The organism is Dehalococcoidia bacterium (assembly GCA_025054935.1).
In the GTDB taxonomy this organism is placed as follows: domain Bacteria; phylum Chloroflexota; class Dehalococcoidia; order SpSt-223; family SpSt-223; genus JANWZD01.
This window is the reverse complement of sequence record JANWZD010000015.1, coordinates 64,711-77,270: the sequence shown is the minus strand read 5'-3', so window position 1 is coordinate 77,270 and position 12,560 is coordinate 64,711. Positions and strand designations below refer to the sequence as shown.

Below are 12,560 nucleotides of genomic sequence, written 5' to 3'. Positions count from 1 at the left end.
GCTGGTTCTACACCCAAGCGCGCGGCGCCGCCCCGCCCGACTACGGCTTCATGATCTCCGACGACTCGAACTCGCAGTTCTGGACCTGGTTCCGGCGGTACGGCGGTGTTCCTGTCCTCGGCTATCCCATCTCGCACCGCTTTCTTTACAACGGCGTCTTCGCCCAAGCGATGCAGAAGGCGGTGTTCAAATGGAACGCCGCCGCTGGAACCGTCGAATTCGTCAACGTCTTCGACGACCTCGCCGCCGCCGGCAAAGACCCCTGGCTGCTGGAAGTGAAGCAAGTGCCTCCTTCCGCTGACTGGTCGAGCGACGCGGGCAAAAGCTGGCCCGAGATCGTTGCCAATCACCTCGCCCTCCTCGACCTCGACCCGGCGATCCGCGCCGCCTATTTCGCCCAAGAGCATGCTATTCAGCTCTACGGCTTGCCGATGGGCGCACGCGATTTCGGCACTGTCTTTGTCATCCGCGCGCAGCGCGCCGTCTTTCAGCGGTGGAAGGTCAACACGCCGTGGGCTGCTGCCGGCCAAGTGACGGTCGCCAACGGCGGCGACATCTTGAAGGAGGCGGGATTACTGCCCCAGGTGGCCGTCACGCCCGCCACCCTCGCCGGCCAGCTCTGGACGCCGCCGACCGCCACCCCGACCGTGACGGGAACCCCGACGCGGACGCCGACGATCACGCCGACCCCGACCATCACGCCGACGCCCACGCCGACCGCCACCCCCACCAACACGCCGACGCCTGCGCCGAGCGGAACCATCCGCTTCGACACCTTTGAGGCGATCGTGCAGCGTATCGACTACGTGACTATGCTGAGCGGCGCCGGCGGGCCGGTGTACGCCTTCGCGAAGTTTGCTGTCGTCCTGCTGCGGGTGCGGAACACCGGCTTCGAGCCGAATGCCGTCCTGCCGAGCGACCTCCTCTTTCGCGACCCGGCAGGCCGGACCGGCATCATCTCTTCCTCCACGGTTCAGCAAGCCGCCAAGGACCAATACAATCGGCCCGGGCTCTATCAAGTGATCGAGCCCTCCTTCTTCATGGACCTCGTCATTGTCTGGGATGTCGACATCGAGGTGACGAGCGGCGGGCTGGTTCCCGGCTTCCCCTATCGGATCCCTGACCCGCCGCCTTTCCTCCCCACCGTGCTGCCCGGGCAGAGCATTTCGTTCGCCCAGTGGGAGATGGTTGTCAGGGGCGCAGAGTATCGGCCCTCGTTTGGCGCGCCGCCCGCCTGTCTTGTCGCCACCGGAACCTATCTCGTCGTCTTTGTCTCGGCGACCAACCGCGCCCCTACCCCCAGCGCTATCGCCGTCGGCGACCTCCGCATCCAAGACGGGCTGGGCCGGCTGTACGACCTTGCTGTGCCCGCTGTCCAATCAGCGGCGCAAACCCTCTACCAGCGGGGCGGCGTCGGCACGCCTGTCCAGCCGAACCAGACGCTCGACCTCGTTCTCGTCTTCGACACCGCTGTCGAATCGGTCTCGCTGCTCGACGGCCGCACTCCGCGCTTCACGCCGATGCTTCAGCCGCGCAGCAACGCTGTCGACCTCGGCGTTGTTGCCCCGGCCGCGAACGTCCCCTTCTGCCCGCCGCCGCCCCCGCCCCCGACGCCGAGCGGCGGCACGCCGACCCCCACCCGAACCCCGACCGCCACGCCCGCCGCCCCCACGCCCACCGCTACCCCGGCAAGCGCCCAGTGGCGGCTCTATCAAACGATAGAGAGGACCCTCCGCGCCGTCTCGTTCTACGCCCCCAATGACGGCTGGGCAGTCGGCGATAACGGCGCCATCTGGCGCTGGAACGGCACCACCTGGAATGCCCAAGCCTCAGGCGTCACCGTCACGCTCCGCGCTGTCGAGGCGCGCTCTAGCAACTTCGCTCTCGCCGCCGGAGACAACGGCACGATCCTGCTCTGGAACGGTGCGACTTGGAACGACCAAATCCCGGGCACCTCGCCGAACTTCATTTCGATTTCGCTCGTGCCCGGCACGACCGCCAACGGCTGGGCCGGCGGAAGCAACGGCGCGGTCTACCAATGGAACGGAACCACCTTCAGCGACGCTCTCCTGATTGCCCCCACCACCGCGCGCATCCGGGGGATCGATCTGGTCTCAAGCAGCCTCGGCTGGGCAGTGACCGGTGACGGCGACAACCGCATCTATCGGTGGAGCGGCGGAACCGGGAGCAGCGCTTGGCAGGCAGTCGCGACTGCTCCTGCGCCGCTCCACGCCGTCGCCGCTTTCGGCGCGAGCGCGGCGTGGGCAGTGGGAGCGAATGGAGCGCTGATGCAGTACAACGGCACGACATGGAGCACAATCAGCCCGCCGAGCGCCCAGACGATGAACGCGGTCGCCCTCCTCGACAGCCAGACAGGCTGGGCGGTGGGCGACGGCGGCGAGATCTGGCGCCTGCAGGGCGGCAGTTGGACGCGGCTGAGCAGCACGCCGACGGACAGCAACCTGAACGGCGTCTCCATCATCTCTGCCACGGATGCCTGGGCCGTCGGCGACGGCGGCATCATCCTCCGCTACAGCCTTAGTCAGTCTCTCAGCCGTGACAGCTCTCCCTTGAGTGACAACGTCGCTACTCGCCAGCGAGGGGCGCCGCTCGCCCAACGGCTGGGAGATAGACTGGGTCGCGCAAGACGACGGCGAACCAGCCGGGCGAGGGGGAGCGGTTGGCGGCGTAGCGCGGCCGTTCCTGCGGCTCCAGGTCGAGCCGAGCGAGCGAGCGGCCGTTCCCAGGCGACGGCGGCGGCGGTGAGAGGGCCGTGGCATCGCTCCCCCACGAAACTTGGTCGACAACGGCCTCCCCGCAGCGCAGCACGACGCGATCGCCGGCATTAGCCAGCCCGTTGCCGATCCGCCCGATGATCCTGACTTCGCCGCGCGGGCGGTAGTCGTGCCGTACGCGGTCGGAGGCGGCGAGGACAATGAAACTGCCCGGGGAGATCGCTGCCTCAGCGGGAAGCACCGTCCGTCCGCCATTGTCCTCCAGCGCGCAGCCGGCGAGCGCGAACGCGACGGCGCTCGGGTTGTAGAGTTCGACCCACTCCCCTTCGCGCTCCGGCGCCTCGGCCGGGTCGGCGAGCACTTCGCTGATGAGCAGGTCGCCGAAATGCGCCGGCGACCGCCCGCTGAGGGTCGGCGTTGGGGTGACGGTCGGCGAGGGCGTCCGACTTGCGGCGGGAGGAGGACTTGGCGGCGGAACCGTGTCCGTCGCGGTCGGCGATGCATCGGCAGGCGGCATGACTGTCGGCGTGCGGGTCGCCGTCGGCGTGCGCGTTGCGGTCGGGGTGCGGGTTGCCGTGGGAGTGGCAGTCTCGGAGGGGGTGACTGTGGGTGTCGCCGTCGGACCGGGACGCGCCACGACCACGATCTCATCGAGCCACGCTTCGGCAGGCGCTTCTCCGGCAAGCCGGACCCGAAGCGTCGTGTTGAGCGCGTCTTCAGCGACGAAGACGTAGGGGATCTCAACGGTAACCCACGCGCCGACGATCGCGACGTTCAGCGGCACAATGTCTGGAGACGCGCCGGTGGAGCGCTGAATGACGACTTCGACGCGGAGCACACTCGACGACGGCGCGGTAGCGCTCAGCTGCGCCGTGGCGCGGATCGCGCTTCCCGCGACAGCAGGAAGCGATTGGAAGACTTGGCCGCTCGATCCCGTCGTGAACCTGCCGGCGAACCCGCCCTCCGGTCGAGCGACTTGCCGCAGCTGCCCGCCCTCGACGAGCCACGCAACGGGCCTTCCCGTCTCGTCGGCGATTTCGAAGCTGCCATTCGCGAGGAGGTTCGTCTCGGAGCGAGCCGCCGAGACGAGCGCCAGCGCGCTTGCGGCCAGCCCCAGTGCGACGGCGGCCCAGCGCACAGACGGCTAGCGGCGCGCCGCCTCGAAGGCAGGACGCAGCCGGTCGTAGGTCTGAGGCAAGGTCTCCGGAAGCACGCGCGTGTTGGCCAGCAGCGGCATGAAATTGGTATCGCCCTCCCAGCGAGGCACGACGTGGAGATGCAGATGGTCGGCGATCCCCGCGCCAGCGGAGCGGCCGAGATTCATGCCGAGATTGAACCCGTTCGGCTTCATGACCTGGCTGAGAACGTCGGTGGCGAGCGACGCCAGCTCGAACATCTCCGCCCGAGCGGCGGGGTCGAGCGCCGGCAGGCTGGCGATGTGAGCCACCGGCGCCACCATCAGATGCCCGGGGTTATAGGGGAAAAGGTTCAGGAGGATGAACGCGCGCTCCCCGCGCAGGAGAACCAGATTGTCGCGATCCTGGTCGCTGGCCCACTTCTCGCAGAGGACGCAGCTCTTCGGCGCCTCAGCCGTCACGTAGGCGAACCGCCACGGGGTCCATAATCGCTCCATTCAGACCGCCGGCAGCGCCGCAATCAGCCCGGTCCGCCCGGTCCGGCCGCGTTCGGCGCGGTGAGAATAGAAGAGATCGGTCCGGCAGGAGGTACAGAGCGGGCTCCGCTCGATCGCAGCAGGCGCCACGCCCGCGTCAGCAAGCTGCTGCAGGATCGCGCCCGGGATGTCGAAGGCAACCCCGGCGGCACGGCGAATGAGCAGCGCATCGGGCGACCGGAAGCGAGACCGCACGGCGTCGATCACCTCCTCTCCGACACCATAGCAGCACGGGCCAATACTCGGCGCGAGCGCGCCGACAAGGCGCCGCGGGTCCGCGCCGTAGCGCTGAGCAAGCGCGTCCACCATCTTCTCCGCCAAGCGGGCGACGGTCCCACGCCAGCCGAGATGCGCGACGCCAAGCGCTCGGACATCGGGAGCATAGAGCACGAGCGCCGCGCAGTCTGCAGTCAGCACCAGCAGCGCCACTTCGGGAGAGTCCGTTATCAGCGCATCTGTCGCCGGCAGGGCATCTCGTCCGCGAGCGCCCCGCCCCCGATCTGCGGGACCGACCGCCGCAATCCGATCGCCGTGCACCTGCTGACCAACGACCAGCGCGTCGAGCGTCACCCCCGCTGCCGCCGCTGCCGCTTCGCGGTTGGCGACCACGGCCTGCGGGTCGTCGGGAACGGCAAAGCCGAGGTTGCCGTAATGATAGGGCGGCCGGCTCGCTCCGCGCGTGCGCAAGGTCGCCGCATGGCGAACGCCATGCGCCTCCAGCACGGAAAACCGCAGTGCTGCCAGCGGCTGCGGAGAGGGCATCGCTGTCGCCGCGTCGCGTCCGCTCATCACGTCGTCCCGCCAGAATCTGCCACGCGTGCCCATGATATCGGAAATCGCGCGCCGCTTGACCGTCCCCCGTCCCTCGCCCCTGCCGCGCCGCCCTCGGCACGCTACCGGTACGGCGGAAGCACATAGCGAGCCGCATTCCAGTGCAGACTCGCGAGCGGCAAATAGGCAGGCCCCAGAAACCAGGGGTCGAGTTCGCGGTGAGCGATGATGTAGGTGTGTCCGCTGAGCGGAACCCACGCCGCTTCGGCAAGCATCTGACGATTGAGGGCGCGATACCGGCCCGGCTGCTCCCGCGCCGGCGCGCGGCGGATCTCGCGCAGTTCTGCCGAAAGCCGGGGACCGTGGAGAAGCCGGAACGGCATGTCGCGCGGCGGCGCGAAGTCGAGAGCGAGATCGTAGTGGGGGTCGGCGATGCCGTGGCTGCAGTCGTCACGCAGGAAGAGGTCGGGAAGCTCATCGCCGAACTCGTCGACAGCCCGATGCTCGACCTCCAGCCCGATTGCCGCCAGCGCCTCGCCGATCAGCGCGGCGATGCGTGCTGCTTCCGGCGAGCGGACCGTCGCCAAGGTGACCGTTGCTCCGCTCGCTCCCGCCTCCCGCACGAGCCGACGGCTTAGGTCGCGGTCGGGCGGATACGGCCAAGCGCCGTTCAGCTGCCCCGGCGTATTCGGCAGGTAGAGCCCAAGCTGGCGTTCAGCAAACCCGAGCGACCCTTCAGCGAGACATCGCTCATAGGGGATGGTGCGCAGCACCGCCTCGCGGGCGGCGCGGCGGTCAAAGGGCGGGCGTTCGCGGTTGAACTCGATTGCAGCGTGGTTGGTGCGAGCGAGCCGGAGCGTCACGCCCGGCAGCGCTGCGACCGCGACTGCTTCATCGGGAGTAAGCCCGACGAGGCAGTTCGCTTCCCCGCGCGCGAACAGTTCAAGACCGACTTGCCGTTCCGGCACCGCCCGATACTCGACGGCCTCGATCGGGGGCGGGCCCGCCCAGAACGCTCGACGCGGCACCAAGCGGAGCCGCTCTTCATCGTGAGCGGCAAGGTCGAAGGCGCCGAAGCCGCACGGGACCGCCGCAAGATACGCCGACGCCCACGGATCGTCGGCGGTCGCATGGCGCAGGGCTTCGGTTGAGTCGACGATGGCGCAGGTGCCGAAGCAGAGATAGCGCGGAAAGGAAGGATTCGCTCCCTCGATTCGGAATTCGACGGTGTAGCGGTCGAGCGCTCGAACGCCGTCGACCGGCGGTACGCCAGCAATCGTCGCGATGCGCCACCTGCCGATGGCGCGAAACGCGAAGGCCCGTGCGTAGCTCCAGAGCACATCATCGCTTGTCAGCTCGTTGCCGGCATGGCTCCGGACACCCCGACGGAGGACAACGCGCCAACGGCTGAAGTCATCGTTCGGCTCGAAACGCTCCGCCAGCCGGCCGGCAATGCGATCAAAGTCGGCGAAGAAGCGCCCATCAGGCAGGCGGCGGATTTCCGGGGCAGCGAGAGCGTCATAGAGATGATGCGTGACATGGTAGACGCCCGTCATCGGCCGGTCGCTTTCGAGCGAGACACGCGTCGAGCGCATTGGCAGAACGAGCGTTCGACCATCCATCGGGGGCATTGTAGCGAGGGAGCGCCGCAGCTGCGCTCACCCGACCGAGCCGATGGTCGGAGCGCGAGCGGTCGCTGCGCTCAGCGCGCCCAGCGCCCCTCTCCGAGAACGAAGTCGGCGACGACGTTTGCCCAGTTCTCGGGCTGCTCATCGACAATATCGTGCGTTCCGCCCTCGAGGGCAAAAAAGGCGAAGTCGGGCCGCAGGTCGCGAGCGCGGCACGAGTGGTGATAGAGATCTTCGCCAGTATTCGTCAGGATGAGAGTCGGGACCGTCAGCGCAAGAAAGCGGGGCAGCATGCGATATTCAAAGGCTGCCCGATGGCCGTACCAATCGTACTCGCCCGCGATCAGGGTCTGGACCACGCCCCGATGCATCGCTTCGAGGTCGGTCCAGCCCGGCGATGCCGCGATGCGGCGCTGCCACCGCTGGAGGAGATGGCTGCCATCGGGCTGCAGCGGCAGCGGTCCTGCTGGCGCGCGCGCTAAGCGTGCTTCGCGCTCTTCGTCGGTGTAGAGCGGCGGGCCGTTCAGGATGAGCGTTGTCACCCGCTCCGGGTGGCATACCGCGAACTCGCAGGCAATCGCCGCCCCGGTGTGATGCCCAAGGAGGGCGGAGCGGTCCAGCCCGAAGGCGTCCAATACCGCGGGGATGACGCTGGCGTAGGTCTCGATGCTGGGGCGCTCGTCCGGTACGTCGGAGTTGCCGTAGCCCGGCGTATCGATGGCGATCGCCCGCAGGCCGCGCGCCGCAAGGAACGGCATCGCCCGGCTGAACATGAGCGACGAGTTCGGAGACTGGTGGAGAAGGAGGAGTGGCACGCCCTCGCCGAGCATGCGGTAGTGCACTTGGCCGGTTGGGGCATCAACATACCCTTTGCGCGGTTTGGCGGTCATTTCTCCTCCTTCTCCCCGCGCAAGCGCTGCCTCTGCTCGCCGAGGAGCACCGCGCGAGCGGTCAGCTACCGCTGCTTCGCCTTCTTGTAGCGCTCGCTGACCGCTGCCCAGTTGACCGTATTCCACCAAGCATTGAGATAGTCGCCGCGGCGGTTCTGATAGAGCAGGTAGTACGCATGCTCCCAGACATCAACCCCGAGGATCGGGATGCGCCCTTCCATCAGCGGCACATCCTGGTTCGGCGTACTCTCAATCCGCAGCGCACCGCTTGGCTCCATGGTCAGCCATGCCCAGCCGCTGCCGAAGCGGGCGAGCCCCGCTTGGTTGACGAGGTTCTTGAACTCGGCGAAGCTGCCGAACGCATCGCGGATGGCGTAGGCGAGGTCCCCTTCCGGCTCGCCGCCGGCGCGCGGCCCCATGATCTCCCAGAACATCGTGTGGTTCCAGTGGCCACCGCCGTTATTGCGGACCGCCGTCCGAATGTCCTCTGGGATGGCGTCGAGGTTGGTGATCAGCTCCTCAAGGGTCCGGTTCGCCAGCTCGGGGTATTTCTCGATCGCGGCGTTGAGGTTGGTAACGTAGGCAGCATGGTGACGGTCGTGGTGGATTTCCATCGTCCGCGCATCGATGTACGGCTCGAGCGCGTTGAAGTCATAGGGGAGCGGCGGCAATTGAAATGCCATGCTGGTCCTCCGGGGAAGATGCTCGGCACGAGAGCCGGCGCGCCGATTATGCTACATCGCTCGTGCCTTGTGCCTCGTTCGCTCCGCTCTCGGAGCGCGCCCCAGCGCGTCTGCTCTTCACGCCAGGCGGGAAGCGCGGCCGTCCGCTCGCGTCCTGCTATGCTGCGAGCGCGGAGGCGGTATGTACGACTGGGTTGACTCGATTCGCGCCGAGTGTTTCATCCTCGCCGACGGGGCGCAGGAAGCGAACGGCAAGCTGTACATTCTCGGCGGCGGCTGGGACACCCTCTACAGCCGCTCGTTCCCCTTTGTTCATCCGCAGCTGGCGCTGGCGATCAAGTTGGTCATCCCGTGGGGCGCAACCGCTCATCCCCACGAGCTCCTTGTCGCGCTCGTCGATGAGGACGGCGCGAGCCTTCTTCCCGAGCCGCCGCGCCTCCAGTTCAACGTCGGCCGGCCGCCCCACGCCGAGCCCGGCGAGGAGGTGTCGATGCCGGTCACCATCACGCTCAACCAGCTGACGATCGCCCAGCCGGGACGCTACACCGTGCTGCTGCACGTCGATGGCCGCATTATTGCGCGCACCTCCTTTCGCGCCAGCCGGCTGACGCTCCAGGAGTAGCCCGCTCATTCGCCAATCCGCAAGGTGCGGCCGAGCGGAAGGCGGGAGACGACCGCGCCGGTCGCAGCGATCGCGCCGGCAAAAAAGAGCACGAGTAAGGCATAGGCCGGCACGACGGCTGCCCACTGGGTGGTGATAATGAAGGGGGGGAGCACCCGCGTTCCGCGCTCGGTCAACTCAAGGAAGGGGAGCATCTGGGCGCCGATCTGGAGACCGAGCACCGTGCCGGCGGCGATCCCTGCGAGAATGAGAAACACCTGCTCGAACGCGATCAGCGCGGCCACTTGCCGGTAGGAGAGCCCCATTGTCCGCAGGATAGCGAACTCGACGAGACGGCGCTGCAGCAGCAGAACGCTCTGAACGAGAAAGCCGACCAATGACAGCGTGAGCGCAGCGAGGAAGGCGAGCGTCAGGATCCCTGCCCAGCCGGCAGCAATGAGGGGGTCGCTGCTCGCTTCATCGAGAAGAGCGCGCTGCGAGAGCACGGCGCGAGCGGCGAGAGTGCGGAACCCCAACGTCTCAAGGTCAGCGCTCGGGGTGGGCAGGCGGAGGAACACCTCGTTTGGGTAGATCGGCCGGCCCGGAACGGCATTCACTCGCGTGAGCGTCGGCTCAAGCGCGGCGACGACAAAGCCGGGCCCGTCTGGCTCGAGCGTCGGGAAGAGGTCGACCGTCGCCTTGATCACCGCGGGCACAGTGCGGTCGCCGATGTTCAGGAGCAGCGTCTGCCCGACCTGGCGGCTTGCCGCCTGCAAGAAGCCCGGCGACGCGAGCACCGGAAGGGGTGTGTCGTCGTCGCGAATGGCAATCCCGCGCGTGCCAAAGGTGCGGCGCGGGGACCACGCGAAGCGAAGAGCGGGGGTGCCGGTGCGGGTGTCGGCACGAACCACCGTGAGCGTGTCTTGCTGTTCCCCCGCGCCATCGCGCAGGATCTCCCAGCCAGCCGTCGAGTCGAGGGGGTCGACAATGCGGCGGATGCCGCCGGGCTCGCGGATCGCAAGGTCGTCGAGCAAGATCGCGCCGCCGCCCGGTTCGGCAAACCCGCCAACCGGCTGAAGGTAGAGCGCGGCGAGGCGGAGCGGGGGACGATAGCGCCCGAGCGGCTCGAGCGGCGCTTCGAGGTAGCGCCAGTCGGCGAAATCGAGCCGCCCCAGCTCCACGTCGAGCAGCTGTCCCTCCGCGTCGCGCAGCCGGATGAGCAGGGCAAGCCGCTCCTGCCGTGGCGTCGGCCGCACCCAGAGGCCGAGCGTCTCGCCCCCTTCCGGCAGCGCTGGGCCGTCGGCAAACGTCCCCTCGTCGGCGATCTCGGCGAGCAGGTCGGGGAGCGGACGCGGCGCGAAGTCCTGCCGAAACCAGAGGACCTCTCCTGCCGTCGCGGTGTCGACCGCGAGAAAACGGTAGCGTTGGCTCTGCTGCGGGGGACCGACTTGGCCATCGGCGCGGTAGGCTGCCGTCGCCGCCCCGGCCCCGGCCGCGCTGACAGCATCGAGGATCTGCGCCTTCGGTCGGCCGGCGCCGCCGTTGATCCCTTCGATGCGCGCATCCGCCCCCACGCGATACGCTGTCCGGTCATGGTACGAGCGGTCGATTGTGCCGCTGAAAGTGGCGCTGAACAGACCGAGCGTCGTCGTCAGCGTCAGCAGCAGGATCAGGCGGGTGTAGGGCGCGGGCCGGCGGCTCATCTGGGTAAGCGCGATCGCGATGGGAGCAGGCGCGAGCCCGCCGGCGAGGCGCAGCAGGAGCCGAAACACCAGCGGGATCAGCCGGAGGAAGGCCGCAGAGAGGGCGAGAGCGAGGAGTGCAGGGGAGAGGAGGAGCAAGGGGTCGACCGCTTGTGCGCCGGCGAGCGCCGACTGCTGGCGGACCGCCCAGAAGCCAAAGAGCGCGAAAGCGAGCAGCGCGAGGTCGAGATAATAGCGCTGCCAGACCGGAGCGCCGCTGGCGCGGGCAGCCTGCCGGCGGTAGAGGAGGATGCTGACGCGCGCAGCGCGGCTCGCGGGGATGAGAAGGGCGAGCAGGGCAAGCGCCGCGCCCGCCAGCGCCAGCAGCCATGTCTCGAGCCCGAGCCGAACGGGGAGCGCGCCGCCCCCAGCGAGCGGCGAGCCCGGCAGATAGCCGAGCGACGCCGTTAGCAGCGCCGCAAGCGGCGGGCCGACCGCGACAGCGACGCCCCCCATCGCCGCCCCCTCGACCAGATAGAGCAGCAGGATCTGACCTGCTGTCGCTCCCCGGCTCTTCAGCAGCGCAATCTCTCCTGCCTCGCGGTCAACCAGCACGTTGCCGACTAGGACGAGATAGAACAGCACAAGCCCGACAATCTGAAGGATGAGGAGATAGAGCGGGATTTCGGTGAGCGCGAGCTTGGCGAGGTAGTCGCCGAGGATCGAGTCGAGGGCGGTCACAATCGTTGCGCCTTGGACGGCGCCGGGAAGACTAGCCCGCAGCCGGCCAATCGCGTCGCGCACCGCCGCCGCGTTGGCGGTCGTGATCCGCGCCGTGTCTGCCGGCCACAGCCAGGTGTAGTCGGACGAGGCGCGCTCAGCGGCCGCAAAGTACTGTTCCGGGGCAACAACGAGAGGAAGGATGACCCAATCGCGCGCTTGCTCGCTCATGCGCACTGCGCCGACAGTCCAGAACCGGTCGTTGCGGTCCGCGGCTTCGCCAAGAGCGACAATCCGGACCGGCATCGGCTCGCCGCCTGTCACGGGGGCGAGCAGCACGCTCTCGCCGACCTTGAGCCCCAGCTCCGCGGCAGCTTGGAACCCTGCAATCGCCGCCGTCTCGCTGCTGCTTGCGGCCGGCCATGTGCCCTCGATAATCCGCAGCTTTCCCTCGATGCCGTCAGCAAACTGGATATAGCCGCGCGGCTGAGCTGCGCTTGTCTGGCCGGGGGGCGGGATGACTTGGCCGGGACGGTAGACAAAGTAGCTGGCGCTTCTGCCATAGCGCACGGGCGAACCGAGATAGCGGCCGAGCGCAGCGTCAACCTGCTCCTCGATCGCGCTCCTCGCTGCGGCATAGTCGCCGGCTCGGGTCGGCCGGCCAGTCAGCTGAACGATAAGGTCGGAGCGGGCAGGCGGTTCGCGAAGCAGCGTGTAACGCAGGCCGAGATCATTCAGCACGCCCGAGTAGAGCGGCGCACTCGCGAGAAGAACGACCGAGGCGAGCACGCCGAGCATAACGGCGCTCAGCAGCTTCCAATTGGCCTGAATTCGTTCCAGCGCAAGCTGGACAATGGCGCCCAACAGTTGCCGCCTTCTCTCCGGGTGACTGCTTGCGTCGCTGGCCGAGCGGGCAGCGCCTCGCGATGAAGTCTATGTGGTCGCTCCCCGATTCGAACAGGCCGTTGACGCTCACAGGCGGCTGCCGCCCGACGATGAAGCCGCAGTGCGAAGCGAGGGAAGCACTCCGCTTCATGCTGGAGGACGGTCAGGGCAGCGGCTTAGGGGGAGGGGAGCGCGAGAAGCGGGCAACGGCCTGCCCCGAGAAGGATGCCGAGCGAGAGCAGCCGTTGCTCTCCCGCCAGAACGTGCCGAGGCGAGAGCAAGATTGCGCCAGT

Annotated in this window: 8 protein-coding genes; 1 reads left to right on the top strand and 7 read right to left on the bottom strand. The window is 68.1% G+C overall.

What is annotated here, in order from left to right:
• Positions 1-2,586: 2,586 nt before the first annotated feature.
• From NZ773_14325 to NZ773_14300, 6 genes are all read right to left on the bottom strand, one after another.
• Positions 2,587-3,873: a lamin tail domain-containing protein gene (locus tag NZ773_14325; protein MCS6803099.1), complete on the bottom strand. Its 1,287-nt coding sequence runs from the start codon at positions 3,871-3,873 to the stop codon at positions 2,587-2,589.
• Positions 3,874-3,879: 6 nt separating this feature from the next.
• A complete protein-coding gene (locus NZ773_14320; GenBank protein ID MCS6803098.1) occupies positions 3,880-4,368 on the bottom strand; it encodes an HIT domain-containing protein in 489 nt (162 codons plus the stop codon).
• Positions 4,369-5,196 (bottom strand): peptidoglycan editing factor PgeF, encoded by an 828-nt coding sequence (gene pgeF / locus NZ773_14315; GenBank protein MCS6803097.1) that lies wholly within the window; start codon positions 5,194-5,196, stop codon positions 4,369-4,371.
• Between the two features lie 104 nt (positions 5,197-5,300).
• Positions 5,301-6,800: an ABC transporter substrate-binding protein gene (locus NZ773_14310; protein MCS6803096.1), complete on the bottom strand. Its 1,500-nt coding sequence runs from the start codon at positions 6,798-6,800 to the stop codon at positions 5,301-5,303.
• Between the two features lie 80 nt (positions 6,801-6,880).
• Positions 6,881-7,696 carry an alpha/beta hydrolase gene (locus NZ773_14305; protein ID MCS6803095.1) on the bottom strand — a complete coding sequence of 272 codons (816 nt, stop codon included), beginning with the start codon at positions 7,694-7,696 and terminating at the stop codon, positions 6,881-6,883.
• A 65-nt stretch (positions 7,697-7,761) separates the two neighbouring features.
• Positions 7,762-8,379 (bottom strand): superoxide dismutase, encoded by a 618-nt coding sequence (locus tag NZ773_14300; protein ID MCS6803094.1) that lies wholly within the window; start codon positions 8,377-8,379, stop codon positions 7,762-7,764.
• 181 nt (positions 8,380-8,560) lie between these two features.
• Here NZ773_14300 and NZ773_14295 point away from each other — a divergent pair, with 181 nt between their 5' ends.
• A complete protein-coding gene (locus tag NZ773_14295) occupies positions 8,561-9,001 on the top strand; it encodes a hypothetical protein (GenBank protein MCS6803093.1) in 441 nt (146 codons plus the stop codon).
• A 5-nt stretch (positions 9,002-9,006) separates the two neighbouring features.
• Here the strand turns inward: NZ773_14295 and NZ773_14290 are convergent, their stop codons facing one another.
• Positions 9,007-12,246, bottom strand: a complete 3,240-nt coding sequence (locus NZ773_14290) for a hypothetical protein (GenBank protein ID MCS6803092.1) — start codon at positions 12,244-12,246, stop codon at positions 9,007-9,009.
• Positions 12,247-12,560 lie beyond the last annotated feature (314 nt).

Bases quoted from the DNA above. Each gene is read 5' to 3' on its own strand.
- NZ773_14320 (MCS6803098.1), bottom strand. From the start codon at position 4,368: ATGGAGCGATTATGGACCCCGTGGCGGTTCGCCTACGTGACGGCTGAG.
- NZ773_14295 (MCS6803093.1), top strand. From the start codon at position 8,561: ATGTACGACTGGGTTGACTCGATTCGCGCCGAGTGTTTCATCCTCGCC.
- NZ773_14310 (MCS6803096.1), bottom strand. From the start codon at position 6,800: ATGGATGGTCGAACGCTCGTTCTGCCAATGCGCTCGACGCGTGTCTCG.
- pgeF (MCS6803097.1), bottom strand. From the start codon at position 5,196: ATGAGCGGACGCGACGCGGCGACAGCGATGCCCTCTCCGCAGCCGCTG.
- NZ773_14305 (MCS6803095.1), bottom strand. From the start codon at position 7,696: ATGACCGCCAAACCGCGCAAAGGGTATGTTGATGCCCCAACCGGCCAA.
- NZ773_14300 (MCS6803094.1), bottom strand. From the start codon at position 8,379: ATGGCATTTCAATTGCCGCCGCTCCCCTATGACTTCAACGCGCTCGAG.